Annotated in this window: 19 protein-coding genes; 6 read left to right on the top strand and 13 right to left on the bottom strand. The window is 58.9% G+C overall.

Going from position 1 to position 18851, the window contains the following annotated elements; all coding sequences use genetic code 11:
- Window positions 1-3: 3 nt before the first annotated feature.
- The 3 genes from WBG04_RS16460 to WBG04_RS16450 form a co-directional block, all read right to left on the bottom strand.
- Window positions 4-1368, bottom strand: a complete 1365-nt coding sequence (locus WBG04_RS16460; RefSeq protein WP_424315660.1) for a sigma-54-dependent transcriptional regulator — start codon at window positions 1366-1368, stop codon at window positions 4-6.
- A gap of 65 nt (window positions 1369-1433) precedes the next feature.
- Window positions 1434-1820: a GxxExxY protein gene (locus WBG04_RS16455; RefSeq protein WP_424315658.1), complete on the bottom strand. Its 387-nt coding sequence runs from the start codon at window positions 1818-1820 to the stop codon at window positions 1434-1436.
- A gap of 48 nt (window positions 1821-1868) precedes the next feature.
- Window positions 1869-3038 (bottom strand): two-component system sensor histidine kinase NtrB, encoded by a 1170-nt coding sequence (locus WBG04_RS16450; RefSeq protein ID WP_424315656.1) that lies wholly within the window; start codon window positions 3036-3038, stop codon window positions 1869-1871.
- Window positions 3039-3199: 161 nt separating this feature from the next.
- Here WBG04_RS16450 and cutA point away from each other — a divergent pair, with 161 nt between their 5' ends.
- Window positions 3200-3523, top strand: a complete 324-nt coding sequence (cutA, locus tag WBG04_RS16445; RefSeq protein WP_424315654.1) for a divalent-cation tolerance protein CutA — start codon at window positions 3200-3202, stop codon at window positions 3521-3523.
- Window positions 3524-3525: 2 nt separating this feature from the next.
- Here the strand turns inward: cutA and WBG04_RS16440 are convergent, their stop codons facing one another.
- From WBG04_RS16440 to WBG04_RS16430, 3 genes are read right to left on the bottom strand one after another with little or no spacing between them, the layout of a single operon-like run.
- The gene (locus tag WBG04_RS16440; protein WP_424315652.1) at window positions 3526-3801 is read right to left on the bottom strand and encodes an acylphosphatase; all 276 of its coding nucleotides are present in this window, start codon (window positions 3799-3801) and stop codon (window positions 3526-3528) included.
- A gap of 53 nt (window positions 3802-3854) precedes the next feature.
- The gene (locus tag WBG04_RS16435) at window positions 3855-5117 is read right to left on the bottom strand and encodes a hypothetical protein (RefSeq protein WP_424315650.1); all 1263 of its coding nucleotides are present in this window, start codon (window positions 5115-5117) and stop codon (window positions 3855-3857) included.
- A 10-nt stretch (window positions 5118-5127) separates the two neighbouring features.
- The gene (locus WBG04_RS16430) at window positions 5128-5727 is read right to left on the bottom strand and encodes a hypothetical protein (protein ID WP_424315648.1); all 600 of its coding nucleotides are present in this window, start codon (window positions 5725-5727) and stop codon (window positions 5128-5130) included.
- Window positions 5728-5784: 57 nt separating this feature from the next.
- Here WBG04_RS16430 and folP point away from each other — a divergent pair, with 57 nt between their 5' ends.
- Window positions 5785-6627 carry a dihydropteroate synthase gene (gene folP / locus WBG04_RS16425; protein ID WP_424315646.1) on the top strand — a complete coding sequence of 281 codons (843 nt, stop codon included), beginning with the start codon at window positions 5785-5787 and terminating at the stop codon, window positions 6625-6627.
- 106 nt (window positions 6628-6733) lie between these two features.
- Complete coding sequence (locus WBG04_RS16420; RefSeq protein WP_424315644.1) at window positions 6734-7894, top strand: lactonase family protein; 1161 nt, start codon at window positions 6734-6736, stop codon at window positions 7892-7894.
- A 9-nt stretch (window positions 7895-7903) separates the two neighbouring features.
- Here the strand turns inward: WBG04_RS16420 and WBG04_RS16415 are convergent, their stop codons facing one another.
- On the bottom strand, window positions 7904-8239 hold the full coding sequence (locus tag WBG04_RS16415) for a hypothetical protein (RefSeq protein ID WP_424315642.1): 336 nt from the start codon (window positions 8237-8239) through the stop codon (window positions 7904-7906).
- A 116-nt stretch (window positions 8240-8355) separates the two neighbouring features.
- Here WBG04_RS16415 and WBG04_RS16410 point away from each other — a divergent pair, with 116 nt between their 5' ends.
- On the top strand, window positions 8356-11847 hold the full coding sequence (locus WBG04_RS16410) for a hypothetical protein (protein ID WP_424315641.1): 3492 nt from the start codon (window positions 8356-8358) through the stop codon (window positions 11845-11847).
- 21 nt (window positions 11848-11868) lie between these two features.
- On the opposite strand, the gene WBG04_RS16405 is transcribed toward WBG04_RS16410, so the two are convergent.
- Both WBG04_RS16405 and WBG04_RS16400 read right to left on the bottom strand, forming a co-directional pair.
- Entirely contained in the window at window positions 11869-13128 is a 1260-nt protein-coding gene (locus WBG04_RS16405) for an MDR family MFS transporter (RefSeq protein WP_424315639.1), read from the bottom strand.
- Between the two features lie 94 nt (window positions 13129-13222).
- Window positions 13223-13369 carry a hypothetical protein gene (locus WBG04_RS16400; protein WP_424315637.1) on the bottom strand — a complete coding sequence of 49 codons (147 nt, stop codon included), beginning with the start codon at window positions 13367-13369 and terminating at the stop codon, window positions 13223-13225.
- Window positions 13370-13609: 240 nt separating this feature from the next.
- On the opposite strand from WBG04_RS16400, the gene WBG04_RS16395 reads away from it, so the two are divergent.
- Window positions 13610-13951, top strand: a complete 342-nt coding sequence (locus WBG04_RS16395) for a YchJ family protein (protein WP_424315636.1) — start codon at window positions 13610-13612, stop codon at window positions 13949-13951.
- Between the two features lie 23 nt (window positions 13952-13974).
- On the opposite strand, the gene WBG04_RS16390 is transcribed toward WBG04_RS16395, so the two are convergent.
- The 3 genes from WBG04_RS16390 to deoC all read right to left on the bottom strand — a co-directional run bounded on the left by WBG04_RS16390 (window position 13975) and on the right by deoC (window position 17500).
- Window positions 13975-14802 carry an aldehyde dehydrogenase family protein gene (locus WBG04_RS16390; RefSeq protein ID WP_424315634.1) on the bottom strand — a complete coding sequence of 276 codons (828 nt, stop codon included), beginning with the start codon at window positions 14800-14802 and terminating at the stop codon, window positions 13975-13977.
- 184 nt (window positions 14803-14986) lie between these two features.
- Complete coding sequence (locus WBG04_RS16385; protein WP_424315632.1) at window positions 14987-16480, bottom strand: aldehyde dehydrogenase family protein; 1494 nt, start codon at window positions 16478-16480, stop codon at window positions 14987-14989.
- 93 nt (window positions 16481-16573) lie between these two features.
- Entirely contained in the window at window positions 16574-17500 is a 927-nt protein-coding gene (gene deoC / locus WBG04_RS16380; protein WP_424315630.1) for a deoxyribose-phosphate aldolase, read from the bottom strand.
- Window positions 17501-17862: 362 nt separating this feature from the next.
- On the opposite strand from deoC, the gene WBG04_RS16375 reads away from it, so the two are divergent.
- A complete protein-coding gene (locus tag WBG04_RS16375) occupies window positions 17863-18444 on the top strand; it encodes a hypothetical protein (protein ID WP_424315628.1) in 582 nt (193 codons plus the stop codon).
- Here WBG04_RS16375 and WBG04_RS16370 read toward each other — a convergent pair.
- The gene (locus WBG04_RS16370; protein WP_424315626.1) at window positions 18441-18851 is read right to left on the bottom strand and encodes a serine/threonine protein phosphatase; all 411 of its coding nucleotides are present in this window, start codon (window positions 18849-18851) and stop codon (window positions 18441-18443) included. The genes WBG04_RS16375 and WBG04_RS16370 overlap by 4 nt on opposite strands.

The raw sequence follows: 18851 nt of genomic DNA, 5'->3' as shown, positions 1-18851 counted from the left end.
AACCTAGTCGACGAGATCCTTGAGTTTCCGCTGCAGGGTGCGGCGGCTGATGCCAAGGAGTTCGGCGGCACGGGTTCGATTCCCTCCGGCTTCGCTCAGTGCGGTCCGGATGGCTTGGGTTTCGAGCGCATGCAAGTTGAATTCAGGAGGACCCGCAAGGGCGATTTTCCCATCAGGGCTTGGCCGTGGAGTGGGAGAGCCGCCTTGGAGGCTGTTTGGGAGGTGCCGGACGTCGATGACCGGGTCGTTCGACATCACCACGCCATGTTCGATCGCCGTGCGCAGTTCGCGGACGTTTCCGGGCCAGGCATGATGGCGGAGAAGGGCGAGGGCTTCGTCGGTCAGGGGTTTGATCGGTCGACCGTTCTCTTCGGCGAATTCCTTGAGGAAGCCGCCGGTCAGCAGCACGATGTCGTCGGTGCGCTGGCGCAGTGGTGGCATTTCGATGCGCACGACGTTGAGTCGGAAGTAGAGATCTTCGCGGAAATCCCCGGCCTCGACGAGGGTCGCGAGGTTTTTGTTGGTCGCGGCGATGACGCGGACGTCGACCTTGACGGTCGTATTGGATCCGACCCGTTCGATGGTACGTTCGGAGAGAGCGCGGAGCAGTTTGACCTGGGTCGTGGCGTCGATTTCGCCGATTTCATCGAGAAAGAGGGTCCCGCCATCGGCCTGCTCGAAGCGTCCGATCCGCCGCTGGGCCGCGCCGGTGAAGGCGCCTTTTTCGTGGCCGAAAAGTTCGGACTCGAGGAGCTGGGGGGAGAGGGCGGCGCAGTGGACGATGACCAGTTTTTCCGCAGGTCGTCCGGAGAGCTGGTGGATGGCGTGGGCGACGACTTCCTTGCCGGTGCCGCTTTCCCCTTCGATCAGCACCGTGGCGCGGGTCGGGGCGACTTGTTTGACGGTGTCGATGACGCGCTGGATGCCGGCGGACTTTCCGGTGAGGCGGCCGAGGCCGGCGGGGTCGGGGACTTGTTCGCGGAGTTGGCGGTTCTCGGTTTCGAGTTGCTGGCTGCGCATCGCGCGTTTCAGCAGCATTTCGACTTCATCGAGGTTGAGGGGCTTGGTGACGAAGTGCCACGCGCCACGGCGCATCGCTTCGACCGCGGTGTCGACCGAACCGTAGGCCGTCATCATGATCGCGACCGGTGGGTTCTCCATCGCCAGCACCTCGTCGAGGATGTCCATGCCGGAGTCGCCACCGAGGCGGAGGTCGGTGAGGAGCAGGTCGATTTTCTCGGATTTGAGGACCGAGGAAGCTTCCTTGTGGTTGGAGGCGAGGAAAACATCGAATTCCTCGTCCAAGGCGGAGCGGAGTCCGTCGCGGGTGGCCTTTTCGTCGTCGACGATGAGGAGGGTTGGGGTCATGGCAAATTTTGAAACGCCAAGACGCGAAGTTCGCCAAGGCTGGGGATGCTGAAGATTTTGAAGGACTACTCTGGGTGATTCATGGCGACGCGTTTGATGCCATGCTTGATCAGAGGGACGTTGAAGTTGATGAGAAGTCCGAGGGTTTTCTGTGAAAGCTTCAGATAGGTCATGATCTGAGCTTGATGGATTGGTAGCATTTGTTCGACCGCTTTCAGTTCGATGATGACCTTGTCGTCGACGAGGATGTCGAGGCGATAGCCGACTTCGATTTCCAGCCCTTCATAGATCACGGGCTGCTCTTTCTGTCGTTCAATTTGATAGCCTCGACGAGTCAGTTCATGGGCAAGGCATGCCTCATAAGCGCTTTCAAGAAGCCCTGGCCCCAGTTTGTTGTGAACTTTGAAAGCGGCATCTACGATATCTTTGGCAATCTGATCAGTCGTATTCATAACTCAAAAAACTTGGCGAACTTGGCGTCTTGGCGTTTCAAATTTCCCCTAATCAATATCGATGATCTTATCGGTGGATTCCAGTAGGCGGACGGGTTTGGGGCCTCGGGGGATGTGGATGTGGATGGTGGTGCCGGCATCGGGTTCGCTTTCGATTTCGATTTCACCGCCGTGCTCGCGGATCACGCGACGGACAATCAGCAGCCCAAGGCCGGTGCCGGATTGTTTGGTGGTCCGATAGGGTTCGAAGAGGGATCCCATTTGTTCGGGGGGGATGCCGCTGCCGTTGTCGGAGATCGAAATACGGCACTCATAGTCGTTGTAGCCGGTGGAGATCCGGATCAGGCCGCCGTCGCCCTGGAGGGCCTGGTAGGCGTTTCTCAAGAGGTTGTAGATGACCTGCTGGAACTGGGTGGCATCCAGGCTCATCGGGGGCAGGTCCTTGGCGAGATCAAGCTCGACGGCGATGTCGCGAGAGGCGAGTTCGGGTTCGAGCAGTTCGAGGGTTTCTCCAATCACCTGATGAAGGTCGCACTGCTCACGTTGGGGAGTGGTCGGACGGATGGCTTCGAGGAACTGCCGCAGGATGGTGTCGAGCCGCTGGATTTCGCGTCGCGCGGTATCGAGGTTTTCCTCGAGGGGTTTCCGGTCACCGGGGGGGAGTTTCTTCAGTTTGCGGGCGAGCAGTTGGAGGTGGATGTCGAGCGAGTTGAGCGGATTGCCGATTTCGTGGGCTACGCCGGCAGCGAGCAGGGTCAGGGCATTGAGGCGCTCGCTTTCGAGGCTGTCTTCGGCCTCGCGGCGGGTCGCGGTCTGGTCGCGGACCAGCATGACCCAGCCGAAAGCTTCGTTGCCGAGGGCGGAGGTGATCGGCGAGAGGTAGAAATTCAGGTAGCGGTTCTCGGGGTAGAAGACTTCGAGATCGCGGGAAACGGTCTTGCCGGGTTTGGCGATGTTTTCCCAATCCAATCCCGGGATTTTCTGCATCAGCAGCTCGCCAAGGACATCATCGCTGAGTCCGAAGAATCGCTGGGCGGCGGCATTGATGAAGGTGACGTGGCCTTCTTCATCGAGCACGATGACCCCTTCGTGAAGGGCTTCGAAGACCTGTTCGAGGAAGCCTTTCTCGCGGATCAATCGCGAAAGGAGCTGCTGTGCCTCGGCGGGATCGATGCGATCGAGCCGGGACAGGAGTTTTTCGAGAAAGCCGGATTTCATGGGAGGAGAATTTGGAAACGCCAAGACGCAAAGTTCGCCAAGCAGGATGGGACGCGGGTCTTGGTTTTCAAAAGATGGCGGGAAAGTAGATGCTGGAAAAACTTGGCGATCTTGGCGTCTTGGCGTTTCAAATTCAGCAGCGGGAAGGCTAGGAAAGGAGTATGAAAAGTGAAGTAATGGTGGTGCTCTGCACCTTTCCGGATTTCGAGAAGGCGCGACAGATTGGCGCAGGCCTGGTGGAAAGGCAAGTGGCGGCGTGCATCAATCTGCTCCCGGGGGCGACTTCGATTTATCGCTGGGAAGGCAAGATTGAAGAGGAGAGCGAGGTGCTCGGAGTCATCAAGACGACGGCGGAGGCCTATCCTGCGCTGGAGGCGGCAATTTTAGAGCTCCATCCGTATGAGACGCCGGAGGTGCTGGCGCTGCCGATTGGGCGGGGGGCGGAGAAGTACCTGCGCTGGGTTGCCGATAGCGTCTCGATCTGAGCTCAGCTGACGATCGAAAAGCCCTTCACGCCATCGAGCGGCGAAATGTTGGAGACGAACATGCCCTTGATGTTGTGGGCGAGGGAGCTTTCTTCGGCGATTTCCTTGATGAAGTCCTCGACTTCTTCGGTTTCGCCCATGACTTCAACTTCGACCGTGCCCTCGGGAAGGTTCCTTACAGTTCCAACGACCTCAAAACCCTTGGCGAGGTCCTTGCAGGTGTAACGGAAGCCCACGCCCTGGACCCGGCCTTCGAAAATCACGCGTCGTGCGGTCATGCCGGGAGGAATGCGACAGGATGGCGGTCCAGTCGAGGAATTCTTCACGTAGGCTATTCCGGAGAGGAATTGCTGAAGCGGATGGTCTGCGGGCTCGGCTTTGAGACTTGAAGACGCCGGCCATCCGGGCTGGTCAGCGTTTCGTCGACCAGCGGGTCCTTTTCGGCCCCCGCAAGGGCGCCGCTCATGGCGAGGGCAAGTTCGAGGATTTCTTCCGCGGACTGCTCGTTCTCAAGTTGGATGTCCCAAACGAGATCCAATGCGATGTCAGTTTTTGCCGTGAGTCGGTAGCGATCACCGCGCCAGCTTAGAGCGATTTGGCCGAGTTCGGGGTCAAGAGTCCGCAACCAGAGATTCAAACCCAGCATACCAAGAGACTCTTCAATGACGAGTTCGCCGTTCGCTTCGGGAAGTACGGGATAAGTCGTAGTTAAGGTCTCACCTCCGGGAAAGAACCATGAGCTGGTGTCGGGAGGTTCGTGCAGGGACTCGAGCAGCTTGTCCTGATTCATCAGGCGCTCGACTTTCGGCGTGCCGAGCAGCGAGGGAAAGGTGGCGGTGCCCTGGACGAAGACCGGCAGGCTTTCCAGCAGGTCGCGGGCACCGGAATCGGTCTGGGTGCCGGCGAATCCGAGTCCGACTGCCTGACGGGCGATGAAGCGGTTTTCCACGGCCATGGCAGCACCGTGATGAATGGCCTCGCGGGCATTCGAGGCGTCATCTCCGGGGTAGCCGGGTGTTGGGGGGTAGTTCTGGAAGATGAGAATGCGACCAAGCGCGCGGACCAGCGCCGACTGATCCGGGACGCTGGCTTCATCAAAACGGTCGGTCACCCAGGCTTCGCCGGTCTGATCGTCGAACCACGAGCGCGCGCCGAGACTGCGCATCGCTGCGAGCTGGGGCGCGAATCGATCGTCGGGTGTGAGCAGGCCCATCAGCGCCCAGGCTTGCTGACGGTAACCGAGGCTGTTCGGCGGGTAGCGGCTCTCGATGGAAGCGGTCACGCGGTCGCGAAGTTCTTCGGTGGCGATGCGGTGGACCACCGGGCTGCTGCGGAAGTCGAGACCGAGTCCCTTTTCGACGAAGGTGATGAGCTCGGGAGGGACCTTGATTTCGCCACCGCCTTGCGCGAGCGAACGCAGGCTTTCGTTCTCGCGCTTGAGGAGGGCGATCTCGTTTTCAAGAGCGGTGATCTGGCCCTGGAGGTCCTCATCGGCGGCAGTGCTTGCCGCATTTTTCCACTGAATGCCTTGCAAGATGCCGCCCGCAGCGACGGCGGCCCCTACGAGGAGCGATAGCAGGGTTTGTGGCTGCATGAAGCTGGGGTCAGCGCCCGACCGGTCGGGCGTTTGGATTGGCGGGTTCGACCTTTTCGAATTCCTCGAGATTCGGAATGACCTGGGATTCCACACCGGTGCCGAAGACTTCTTCCGCGGTCTTGCCCTTGATCAGGGTCATGCCGACGGGCAGGTTGGCAGAGCCGTCGGCATTGTAGGAGTAGATGAACATGTGGACCGGCTTCTCTTTGCGTTTGCCGTTGGCATCGGGGAGGTCGAAGTAGCGTTTCACCCGGACGTCGAAGAGGAGTTCCTGGACGAGTTTTCCAAAGGTAGGTCCGGGGCGTTTGCTGTAGCCGAAGCTGGTTTTGTAGAGCTTGTTCCCGGCGCCATCAAAGATGTCGCACTTCAGCGGGTTGCCGCGGTCGTCGAGGCGGTAGACGGTGGTCATGACGACGCGCTTCTGGGCGCTGTAGGTCTTCTTGGTCAGGGTCTTGCGATCGTTGCCGCGGCTGAATTCCGTTTTGGTACCGTCTTCATTTCGCTTCACGCGGACGAAGGGCCCGTCGATATCGACGCCGGGAATCTGGGCGGAGACGAGAGGGGAGACGATGAGTCCGAGGATCAGGGTTAGGCGCTTCAAGGTCATGGCGGCGGAGAATAATGCTTGGCTTGGGTAGGGGCAAGGGGGCATTTCCAGAGTTAGATGCGTTGGAAAACACGAGCCTCCACCCTGGATCTGAGTGAACGGGCGATCGTCATGGGGATCCTGAACGTCACGCCGGACTCCTTTTCCGATGGAGGTGATCACGATTCTCCGGCGGCCGCTTTGGTGCGGGCTCGGCAGATGATTGCCGAAGGGGCGGCGATCATTGATGTGGGTGGAGAGTCGACCCGGCCGGGTGCGGACGAGGTGGGTGCTGCCGAGGAAATGGCACGGACCCTGCCTGTGATCCGGGCCCTGCGGAATGAATGGGAGGGCTTGATTTCGATCGATACGATGAAACCTGAAACCGCGCGTGCGGCTCTCGAGGCCGGCGCGGATATCGTCAATGACGTCAGTGGTCTCCGCGACCCGGAAATGGTCCGGGTCTGTGCGGAGAGTGGCTGTGGGGTGGTGGTGATGCACATGCAGGGCGAGCCACGGACGATGCAGGTGAAGCCGGAATACGGGGATGTGCTTGCCGAGGTCAGGCAGTTTTTTTCCGTGCGTCTGGCCGATCTAACAGCTGCCGGGATTGCGGAAGAAGCGCTGTGTTTTGATCCCGGGATCGGTTTCGGAAAAACGCTTGAGCACAATCTCGAACTACTCCGCGGATTGGAGCAGCTCCAGGTTGGGAGTTGCCCCTTGCTGATCGGACTGTCGCGAAAAAGTTTCATCGGGCGACTGCTCGGGAGTGACGTGTTGGAGGATCGCGATTGGCCGACGGTTGCGCTCACGGCCTGGGCGCGCGAGAGCGGTGCGATGATTCATCGGGTGCATCAGGTGCGGCCGAATCGCGAGGCCCTGCAAATGGTTGAGGCGGTGATGGTTGGCACGGTTCATTGAGCCGGGCTTGAGTCGTTGCAGCAAACTGGACGCTTCGCGGGAGATCCATGACTACTCAGGATCTACGAGCTTGCCACCCAGCCGGGTCCTGCGTTCATCTCGGAGGATGAAAGCCGCCTTCGTCTTGCTGTTTGTCTTTGCAAGCACTCCACTCATCGCCGGGCCCGAATGGTTGATCATCGGGAATGATACCAAGATCGAGTGTCGTCCTGAGGGGCTGACCAAGGTGGCGCCCGGTCAGGACACGGTGACCTTCATCAATCTCGCGGAGAGCGAGACCTTGCCAAAGAATTTGACGAATCTTGGACTTCCCAATTCGATTTTTGGTCCGCCGACCAATGTCGCGATCACTCCCGATCAGAAACTGGCAATCGTCGCCAATTCGGTGAATTGGATCGAGGTCGATGGCGTCTGGAACTCAGAGCCGGCGAAGCTGCTTCAGGTCATCGATCTGGAAGGGGGTGCGCCGGGTGAGGTGTCAGCGGTCGAAACCAAAGCTCAACCGTCGGGTCTATCGATTAGCCGGGATGGTGGCCGTCTGTTAGTGGCGAATCGCGCCGACCGCTCGGTTTCCCTTTTCAGCATCAGCGGTAAGAAGGTCGAGATGCTTGATACGGTGGTCATCGACGGGGATGCGGCAGCCGTTGCCTTCCATCCGGATGGAAAGAGCGCGTTGGTCACCAAGTTCGGCGAGCACCTTGTGGCTCGGATTGGGATCGATGGAAACAAGCTCAGCTATGATGCGGCAAATGACATTCCCGTCGGTCGTTCACCCTACAACGTCAAGTTTCTGCCCAGTGGCGAGATGGCGATTGTTTGCAACACCGGAAACAACGGCCTGCCGGATGGTCATGTGGATACCCTGAGCCTGATCGATTTCAGCGGAGAAGCGCCTCATGTGTGCCACACGATCTCTGTTGGTGATGGACCGGAAGGTTTGGCGGTCAGCGCGGATGGGAAGTATGTGGCGGTTCCTTTGCTCAATGGCAGCACCGATATCTTCAAAGGTCAGTGGTTTCATCACCCGAATGGTGAAGTGGTGCTCTATGAAGTTGATGGCAAGAACTTGAAGGAACGGAACCGCGCCGAGACGGGTGCGTTCCCCGAGGGCATCGCCTTCAGTGCAGATGGGCGTCGTCTGTTTGTCGCGAATCTCGACAGCGAGGATCTGAGTGTGTTTGCGGTGGAAAGTGGGCAGTTGAAATCGCTTGGCGAGCCGATCAAGCTTCCCGGCAAACCTGGTTCGATGGGATCTGCCCAGCCCTAAGCTCGAGGACTACTCCAGATCGATCCGGCGGATGGCCTTTTTCAGGAAGTCGACCTTCTGGCGATGCTTGGCTTTGAGGTCGGGATCCTGAGTCGCTGCGAGCTGACTCTCGCTACCCTTGAGCAACTCGACCAACCAACCGCGGATCATCACATAATGGCGGCTGTCGGTTCCGAAACGGGCAATGGTTTCGAGAGAGCTCTGGTCCGCCGGCTTTTTGAGGGCGGCATCAATCGCCATCACCATCGAGCCGATCCTGAGTTGTTCGGCTTCGATGGTTTTTTGATCAGCGGCGAAAGAGGGCATGGCGAACATGAAAGAGCTGATCAGAAGGAATCGCTTCATGGATGTTTTAGGTCGTGGGTTGCGGTCATTGATGAGCTCCGTCGTGGATCTTTCCGAGGAAAAGCTTTCAAAGCTAGAGCTGGCAAGGCGTGTGCTGAGTGGATTACTTTCCCAACGTGCACCGAAGACCTCAAGAAACCCTAGGATTTTTCTCATCAGAGCGTGAGGCTGCCGCGGCTCGCGGACGTTTGGCGGAACTGGCAAATGTGAAGCTGGCGTCGCGCGGTTATGCAGTGCCGGATGGCGATGAGGATTCGCCCTTGCTGGCGCTCGGGCGCTCGCTGCTGGCAAATTTCGAGGAGAAACTGCGGATTTTCGGCGAGCCACTTTGTCCAGCGGACCAGGCGATTCAGGACTTTCTCGAGCGGTATCTGGGCGAGCATCTGGACGGTATCTTCGAGCCTGGTGAGGCGCTGGTGCCAAGTTCATCCTTGGCTCTGGATCGTCATGGTCTGGCCCGGGTGTTCTCGGTGCCGGCGGATTCCGATACGCTGACTTCAGACATTCTGTCCTCGTATCGGGTTCATCAGGGCGTCTGCCACAATCCCGCCAAGGATCGGCGAACGACCGAGGGGGTGTTCCACGTCGTTGAGGACGGACTGCCGATTCCTTTCGATAAGAAGGGTGTGCCACGGCGTGCCTTTGCCGGTCTGCTGAAGGCGGCACTCAATCCGCCGGAGAAACTCCTCCGGCTGCCCTACACCGCGACGCGTCCGGAAGGGGAAAGGGCCGACACCTTTGTCAGCCTGCTGCTGCGCCCGGTGGTCTGTCCGGAGGTTCCGGGCGTGCTGCCCCGGCGGACGATGGAGATCCGGTTCTTTGCGCCCGGAGTGCTGGTCAGTAATCTTGATTTTGTCGAAAGCATTTTCGGCAATGCTGGCGATCCCTTCCTTCCCGAGAATGACGCCCGTCTCGATGCTGGACACTGGACAGGTCACAGCGGGTGCGTGATTCTGGCACCTCAGCTGACGACACTGAAAAAGAAAGATCTCGGACTGCCGCACAAGTCGGAAGCGAGCCCGCGTCAGATCAAGGATGGCATGTGTTGGGAGAATGAGGACGAGCTTTATAACGACGGTGGCGCCTTCAAGGTGGCCTGCCGCGATGCCTCGGGAGTCTGTGTCACACTAATCGCCGATAGCTACTATGGATACTGTAAGAAGGAGGTGAAAACCCAGATCAGTTTTTCGGCCAACCTCTTTGGCTTGTGTGAAGAGGAGCATGCGGGAGGGGCTCTGGCCTTTCCTTCATTCGATCTCGGTGAGAGCTTTTCGGTCGATCAGCTGGGCTCGGTGGTCGATCACACGTGGGATGAGGTGGTGCGTTTGCACGGTGATCAAATGGATCTTCAGCCCGAGGGTTTCGGCATTGATCGGCAGTGGAAGAACATCATCTATCTTCCGGAGACGAGCCACATCGATTTGCGGAACCTGAGGATCACTTGGACGAAGGCCGATGGGTCTTCGTCCGAGCGGAAATTGCTCGTGGGCGAGACCTATGTGATGCCCTCCGGCTACAAGGTGCAGATGAGCCAGAGCATCAAGGGCCAGCGCTGGCGGCTCGTCGGGACCCAGGCTGAAGGAACCTTTTGCCACAAGCCCTCGACGGTATCGGGTGGAGGAAAGTCCGAGATCTCGAAGGCGCTTTCGGATGCCATGCTGTCCGGTCCGGTGACCGTCAATAATCTCGAGAAGGATCTCGAACAGGTCCGCGAGATCCTTGCCATGGGACAGGATTTTTTCACGGCGCGTTTCATCAATCCGCGCCAACCCCAGCGGCCGAGCCGCTTGATCCTCGATCCAAGTCGGTCCTTTGGTTCCGTGGTGCGAATGCTGACGCCGAGTCACCAGTTCACCGAGACATACAACGAGTGGCTGCGGACAATTCCCCGCTGGGTGAGGGGCCTGGTGCTGGTTCTGAAGCGGCGCTATCAGCCGGAATGGGGTGACGACTGGGCTTCTCGCTTCACGGTTGATATCATCGATGGCCAGCCCGGCATCGAGCTGAAGTTCCGCAATCAAATGCTGGTGACTCGTTATCTGCGGATCGGCTTCACCGAGTCAGGTGCGTGGCGGACATTCGGGATCCGCAAGGACTTCTCACCAGCGGTGAAGCTTCAGCGTGAGGACGATATTTCGGCTTCCGTGGTGGTCCCCGCTGAGAAGCTTTCAGGCCTTCATCCCTTGCTCGATGAGACGGCCTACAAGTTTGTCACGAACTGCGAGTACCGGCTTTTCCAACGGCCGGATGACGCCGTCATCCGCGGCTACGATCGGGCGACCGAGTCCGACTTTGCCCGAACAGGGATGTTCTTTTCCAATTATGAACCGCTGCCCCGTGCCGAGGCAAAAGAGATGATGGAGGACGCGATTCGCTTCGAGCAGTTTACTCCTGCGGCCCGGCAGATGATCCGGGATGTGGCTGGGTCCGAGAGCCCCGACTGGTTTGTCTGCACTGCCAATCCGCGGGTCGTCGACGGGAAGCCGACCAAGAATCCACGCTATTTGCAGAATCGGCCTGATCTGGACAATCCGCATGGTGAGTATCTGGCAAGCGTGGGCGCGAAGCTTTATCGGAGGCTCAAGCCCGGTCAGCCGGTGCTCAATCCGGTGCATGCAATTCTTCCGGGTCGCCGCAATAATCCGGCGGATCCCGAAGCGGGTATCCGTCCGCTCGCGGTATTCGGGCCGATCCATTATCAGGAACTCCCCGAACTCTTCATGGACTATGTGGCAAGCCTCACCGGCAAGTCTCCGTCGACCACTGGAGCGGGTTCGGAAGGCGCTCTAACAAAGGGTCCGTTCAATTGCCTGTTGCCGATCCACGACATCAACAACGCCCTGATTGCGATGCTTCTAACAGGGGCGGGTGCCTTTTGCAGTGCCGCAGGCCACATCGGGCGGAAGTACCAGGTCGATCACGATATCAGTTTGATCATGCCGGAGGTCTGGAGTCGGATGCACATTTCAGAACGCCATCCCAAGTGGTTGCTGGAGAACGGCTTGCTTGAACCTTTGTCCGATTTCGAACATGAGGGACGGACGATTCCTGCAAGTCGCCTGGGCTGGCGTATCACCCCGGATTTCGTGCAGCGCTTCTTTGGCCGGGTCTTCAGTGATTCCGGTTCGGTCTTTCCCTCGGACATGCTCTGTCCTGAAGAGCAGAACCTTGATGACTATGTGGATGGGATCGAGCACATCGCAGAAGCCCATCAGAAGGTGGCGTCGAACTACTTCGAGGACGGTTCGATCGATCACGCGATTCCGCCACTCAGGGCGTTGCTAACCATCATGGCGCATGGTGAATGGGAGGGTAAGACCGTGCATGATCCGGAAGTGCGCGGGCTCTTCAGTCGCGAAGCCATGCTTTCGAGTGACTGGTATGCGGCCAGGCTCGAGGCGAAAGCCCGTGCGGACCGCCGCTTGTGGGAGCGCCATGTGGCGGACCTGTCGGATTTCCTTCAGAAGCGTTCGCGGCTCCAGGCCGGTGAGCTTGCCGATATGGATCAGCAACTCAAGCAGGCCCAAGCCGAATTGGAGGCTTTGCAGGGCGAAGATGCGGCGCAACTTTACGCCGGAACCCTCGGACTCGACCCGGCATTGGGTTGAGACAGGATTCCGGCGTTGGAGTCATTCTTCCATTTCGAGCGTGGGGTTGAGATCGCTTGAGGCAACTTGGGTGCTCGGCTCCTTCACCTTTGCGGGGTGAAGGAGAATGATCCAAGCTGAGATGAGGCCTGTGACCCCGCAGAGGATCCACAGCATCTCGGGACTCCGGGCGAACACCCACAATCCGACCATGGGGCCGATGCCGATCGCGGCATTCCAGCTCAGTCCCATCACGCCCATGTAGCGTCCCCGCATGTCTTCGGGGGCGAGGTCGGCGATGAAGCCACTGTTGACGGGAAGGGCGATCATTTCACCGATCGTCAGGATGACCATCGAGGTGATCAGCATTGGCAGGTCCGCATCAAGGGCGAGAAGCGCCAGTGACAGGCCGATCAGACCATAGCCCAATGCAATGGCGCGCTGAGGCCGAAGCCTCTTCGTCCAAGTGGTGAGAGGGAGCTCGAGGAAGACGATCATCAACCCGTTCAGTCCGAGCAAGAAGCCGAAGACTCTTTCATCGAAGCCCGAATGTTCGGTGACCTGCAGACCGAGTGTGCTACTCGTCTGCCAGAAAACCACGGCGATCAGGGATGAGGCAAGGGTGGCGCGTAGGAAGGTGCCATCCTTGGCAATCACCGGAATCGCCTTGCCCCATCCGGCGCCTGAGACGGCCTTGCGGCCGATGCCACGTTTGAGCCCGAACAGAATGACCAGTCCAAGCACGATGGTGGTAGCGGCGTCTGCGATGAACAACCAGAAGAACGACGATGCGGCGACTAGTCCGGCAGTGCACATGCCGAGCCCGAAAGCCAGATTGATGGCGAAACGCTGGACGGCGAATGCCCGCAAACGAAGCGGCTTGGGAATGAGGTCGGCAATCAGCGAACTGCTGGCCGGATAGTAGATGCAGGTCATCAATCCGGAAAGGAAGGTTCCGCAGATCAATGACGGCACCGTGCGGGCGGTGCTGAGGATGAGCATGGCCGTGGCTGCGCCGAAGCACGAGATCAGCAGGGTGGGCTTACGGCCGATTCGATCGGCGAGGTAGCCGCCGATGAAGGATGCCATGAAGCCACCAAGGCCGAAGGCGCCGAGGGCGTAGCCGGTCACCGAGGGCGCGAATCCAAGCTGACGCAGATAGATGGCCAGAAAGGGGATCACAAAGTGTCCGAAGCGGTTGATGAAGGTTCCTGCCATCAGGAGATAGAAGGGCCTCGGCAACAGCTTCAGGTCGGATATAAGGCTCCCCCTGATCGGAGGAGTGCTGGTTTGCTTGTTCATGGTGTCATTGCGATGAGAAGAGATGGGGAAACGAAAAAGCCCCGCGCACCTGGTGGGTGGCGGGGCTCGTAGAAAGAAAAGTTGGAGTCGGGGATCAGGTCATTGCCTGCCGATGTCTACGATGTCCCGCCGTGAATAGAATGAAGGTGAAACCCTGAACGATTGGCTTGAGCCATGGACGCACGATCATCCCACCGCCGAAGCGTTTGGAACAAATGAGGTGCATGGACAGGTGGTTCATCGGGGCGGGAGGCTGAATGGAAATCGCGAAAGGTCAATAACTGAGGCGAGAGTTTTTTATGATGACCTCCGAGAGAGGCGCCTTTTCAGGGATTCGTGGAGGCATCAAAGGATTGCTTTCAATTCCCGGCTTGTGGGCGAATGATCCTTTGCAGTGAGCGATAAAACGGTAAGGCCGATGAAGGAGCGCGAGGCATCGTTGTGCCCCTGCAAGAGCATGATCAACTACGCGAATTGTTGCATGCCTTTCCACCATTCGAAGGCGAAGCCAGCAACGGCGGAGCAGTTGATGAGGGCCCGCTACAGCGCCTATTTCTTCCGTCGTGTGGACTATCTGGTCGAAACCACTCATCCGGACACGCGTGCTCCCAGACTGAGGAAAGATCTGACGAAAATGGTCTATCAGGTGAACTGGGCGAACCTGACGATCGTCGCCACCGCCAAGGGCGGGAAGGAAGACAGGGTCGGCAAGGTCGAGTTCATCGCCAACTACTTCGTCAATGGTGAACCACAGGAGCTGCACGAGGTGTCCCGCTTCAAGCGCTACAAGGGCGATTGGAAGTATCTGGATGGGAAGGATTGAGCTTCCGCAGTGGTCGTTCCAGCTCAGCTGCCGATCGGGTGCCAGACGGTCTTGGCTTCGAGGAAGTCGCGGATGGCGTAGGGGGAATCTTGGTCTTTGGAGAACCAGTCGGAGTTCGGAGCGTGGAGTCGGACGCGTTTGACGGATTCGGACGCGCTCTGCTGGAGGGCGGTGGCTTCCTCCTGATCGGCGACAGCGCTCAGGGCGCGGATGTGTTCGTGGGTGGCAAACGTATCGAGCATCTCGCTGCGCGGGCCGGTGAGCAGATTGACGACGCCACCGGGGAGGTCGCTGACGGCCATCATTTCGCCGAGGAGGATGGAGGGGTAGGGGGCGCTTTCGGAGGCGAGGGCGACGACGGTGTTTCCCGAGGTGATGGCGGGGAGAATCAGGGTCATCAGCGCGAGCAGGGGATTTTCCTCCGGGGCGAGGATGCCGATGATGCCCATCGGTTCGCTGACAGTGAAATTGAAATGGGAGCTGGCGACCGGATTGACGCTGCCCAGAACCTGTTCGTATTTATCGGCCCATCCGGCGTAGTGGACGGTGCGGTCGATGGTGGCACGGACTTCCTTGTCGCTGGTATCCGTGGCCAGTTCCGCGAAACGGGATTCGATCATTTCGGCAAGACGGTAGAGGATCTGAGCTCGGTTGTAGGGCGAGCGTTTCGCCCACCCGGGGCCGGCGGATGCGGCGGCTTCGACGGCATTGCGGACATCCTTGCGCGAACACAGCGGGATGTGGGCGAGGAATTCGCCATTGCTACGATGAAGCTCGTAGGTGCGTGCGGACTCGCTGCGGATGAATTTTCCGCCAACGTAGCATTTCGGGGTCTTGGTGATGGTGAGCATAGGAGCGGTAGATGAGTTCGGGCTTTTGGAGTCCCGCCGTCGCTGTATCAGCTATGGCGGGCAGGCAGGATTCAGGGCTTAGTGGTCGGAAAGGCAGGGGATGGCGACGAATGCGGCCTTTCTGATCCCTGAATCCTGATCCCTGTTCCCCAAAGCTTGTTGAGTTGGTTGATGTGGTCCGATGTTAGACAAGTGAGGCGTAGTCGAGCAGGCCGTGTTTGCCGCCTTCGCGACCGAAGCCGGATTGCTTGTAGCCGCCGAAGGGCGAACTGGGGTCGAATTGATTGTAGGTGTTGGCCCAGACGACACCGGCTTTGAGCTTGCTGGCCATGTTGAGGATTTTGGAACCCTTGTCCGTCCAGATGCCGGCGCTGAGGCCGAAGGGAGTGTTGTTGGCTTTCTCAATGGCCTCCTCCGGAGTGCGGAAGGTGAGGATGGATAAAACGGGGCCGAAGATTTCTTCGTTGGCGATGCGGTGGCTCTGGGCGACGCCGGTAAAGAGCGTCGGGGCGAAGTAGTAGCCGCTCTTCGGCAGCTTGCACTTCGGTTGATGAATCTCCGCACCTTCATCAACGCCGCTTTTCACGAGTTCCTTGATCTTGTCGAGTTGTTCGGCGGAGTTGATCGCGCCGACGTCGGTATTCTTGTCGAGAGGGTCACCAACTCGCAGCACGGCAAGGCGGCGCTTGAGGCGGGCGGTGAATTCTTCCGCGATGCTTTCCTGAACGAGCAGGCGTGATCCGGCACAGCAGACGTGGCCCTGGTTGAAGAAAATGCCGTTGATGACGCCCTCGACGGCCTGGTCGATGGGTGCGTCATCGAAGACGATGTTGGCGGCCTTTCCTCCGAGTTCGAGCGTGAGTTTCTTGCCAGTGCCAGCAAGCGAGCGTTGGATGATTTTTCCCACTTCGGTGGACCCGGTGAAGGCGATCTTGGCGGCATCGGGATGATTGACGATGAGTTTGCCGGTTTCTCCGTCGCCACTGATGATGTTGACGACGCCCGGCGGCAGGCCGGCTTGTTCGAGGATGGTGGCAAACTTGAGTGCGGTGACCGAGGTGGTTTCAGCAGGCTTGATCACTACGGTGTTTCCCGTAGCAAGTGCGGGCGCGATCTTCCAGGCGAGCATCAGCATCGGGAAATTCCATGGGATGATCTGGCCGACGACACCGAGCGGCTTGAGCGTGCGGCCCGGAGCGACGTATTCGAGCTTATCGGCCCAGCCGGCGTGGTAGAAGAAATGCGCGGCGGCCATTGGCAGGTCGAAGTCGCGGGATTCCTTGATCGGCTTACCGCCGTCGAGGGTTTCGGCGACGGCGAACTCACGCGAACGGTCCTGCAAGAGGCGGGCGATGCGGAAAAGATACTTGCCACGTTCGGCGCCGGGGAGCTTTGACCAGGAAGTGAAGGCTTTCTTCGCGGCTGAGAAAGCGGCGTCGACATCGGCTTTGCCGGCTTGGGGGATGGAGGTGAGCTTCTTTCCGTCGCGCGGGGAGATGGAGTCGAAGTGCTTCTTGGACTTCGGGGCGACATGCTTGCCGCCGATAAAGAGCTGATAGCGGTCGAGGATGCGCGGGGAGGCGGACTCGGGAGCCGGGTCGAATTCCCAGAGGTCGCCGAAGAGGAGTTCGCGGGCCTGGGTTTTGGACTTCTGCGGGCGGGATGATTTGGCGGACATGGAGGTGGAAAGTTTTGGAAACGCAAAGGCGCAAAGGGCGCCAAGTTTGGATGGGATTACTTGGAATGTGGACGAAAGCCAGTGCTTCAATTGTTAGTAACCACTGGAGTCTTCGGTGAAGGTGTAGGGGGCTTGGTAGGCGCCGGTGCGTTGCTTTTCGAGTTGGCGAAGAAGGTCGTTTAGCAGACTGGAGGCTCCGAATCGGTAGCGAGTGTTCGAGAGCCATTGGTCGCCGAGAGTCTCCTTTACGGCGATGAGAAATTGGAGGGATTGCTTGGCGGTCTTGATGCCGCCGGCGGGTTTCATGGCGATCTCGATGCCGGTGGCGAGGTAGTGGTCGCGGATGGAGTCGAGCATGACCTGATTGTTCCCAAGAGTGGCGTTGGATGAGGTCTTGCCGGTGGAGGTCTTGATGAAGTCGCCTTCGCGAAGGACCTGCATGGCGATAAAGGAAGCGAGGCGGATGTTGTCGTAAGTTTCGAGTTCGGAAGTCTCAAGAATCACCTTGAGGGTGGCGTCGCCGCAGGCTTCGAGCACGGCGGCGATTTCATCCTGCACGAGTTGGAACTCTCCTTGGTGGAAGGCGCCGCGATTGATCACCATATCGATCTCGTCGGCACCGTCGGCGACGGCTTTCTTCACCTCGGCGAGGCGCGTCTTCAGCGGAGCCTGGCCGGAGGGGAAGGCGGTGGCAACGGAGGCGATGCGGACGCCGGTGCCTTTGACGTGCTTGGCGGCATGACGAACCATCGACGGGTAGACGCAGACCGCGGCGGGGCGGGGGACATCAAGTCCGGCGTGAGGGGTTAGTGCTTTCCGGCAGAGAGAAGCGACTTTGCCGGCGGTGTCCTTGCCTTCGAGGGTGGTCAGGTCGACCATTGAGGCGGCGAGTTTGAGCCCCTGAATTTTTGAGGCCTTCTTGATCGAGCGGGTGGAGTATTTCGCGACGCGGGATTCGATGCCGACAGCGTCGACGGTTCCGATGTCGTTGAGGAGGCGTCGATGGGCCGTTGCGTTCATTGATGGGGACTATGGACGTGGGGTGTGGTGGCGACAATCAGGGAGTTGGGCGGTTTTCGGGCGATTGGCCGGGAGAAATGGGCGGAAGCCTCCCCGCAATTAGATGCAATGGGTGGCAGGTGCTTCGGGGATCCGAACTTTTAATCGAGAATGGTCCTGATTCTGATTAAAAATTGATCGCCTTCGGGAACGGTCGAGCACGGCGGGTGCCGAGGCCTCCGTCGTGGCAGCAAGGTTTCCGGCGGGGAGCTGGATCCAGGAGTTCGCAGTTTTTTTCAAAATTCAGGCAGATTTTGCTCCGGGAGCAGATAGTTGAAGAGCGGAATTGCAATTGGTTTTGGGTGCTGAGAGGATAGTCCGTTATGAAAACTACTAATGATCGGCAGTTGTCTGCGGTCGGGCGTCTCATCAAATGGTGTGAGGCGTCGTCTCCCCCGTTTTCACTGGCCGTGGGTGCGACCTGTGGTTGCGACCTGGCGCGGATCGAAAAAGAGATCTGCGAACGCGTGAATGAGGCCGCGCTTCATTCGGATGAAGAGTTCGGGTGCTTCGACTATGAAGATATTCGCTACATTGCGGGAGAACCCGCGGTTCGTGATTTTCTCATTGATCGGGCTGAAATGGCAGGCCCGGAGTATGAGCGTTGGAATGACTATGCTCTGGTGCTGCGAGCGCTGGCCTCACTTGGCGGTGTGGTGCTTTGTGGGCAGGGTGCCATTGACTCGGCCCGCGGCTTGCCAAACGTCTGCGAAGTGATGATCTGCAAGTGTGACCACTGTGAGGATGCGGCGATCAGTTCCTGGGTCGATCCGGATCTGTGCGAAGACACGTCGCTTGTGACTCATGTGGCAGGGCACTTCCTTGAATGGTTGTCGGAGTCCGAGCGTGTCCGTGCGAGCAAACGCAAGGCGCTGGGTATTCCCGAGCAGTTGGTGGCGGTCTAAAGCGTCGTTTTTTCCGCTGGCCCGGAGGGGTCCGGAAGAATCTCGGCGAGCTCGAAGTCAATCAGACAGAAGCGGCCCTCATGGGGGTCGTAAGTGACATTGCGGCGCTCGGCGTCGAGGTGACGGATGCCATATTTCTGTTCAAGTTCGGCAAAGAGTTGTTTGATTTTCTTATCCGATATGTTGGGTGCCGGCTGACCGCAGGAGGTACTGACGAAGTAGTATTCTTCAGGGTGTTCTTCAAGCAGTCGCGGGACATTCGGGCAGCCACGTTCTTCGAGGACCTTCAGGACTTCCACTTCGGTGGCGTAGCGCTTGTCCGCATCGGTGCCGCGTAGCCTTTTGTGGACTCGATTCATCCAGTCGAGCCGGACTTCGGCGCGGATTCCATCTTTTAGTTCTTTCAT

The organism is Haloferula sp. (genome assembly GCF_049672945.1).
GTDB lineage: Bacteria > Verrucomicrobiota > Verrucomicrobiia > Verrucomicrobiales > Akkermansiaceae > Haloferula.
Note: the sequence above shows the minus strand (reverse complement) of the source record. Positions and strands in the feature narration are given on the sequence as shown.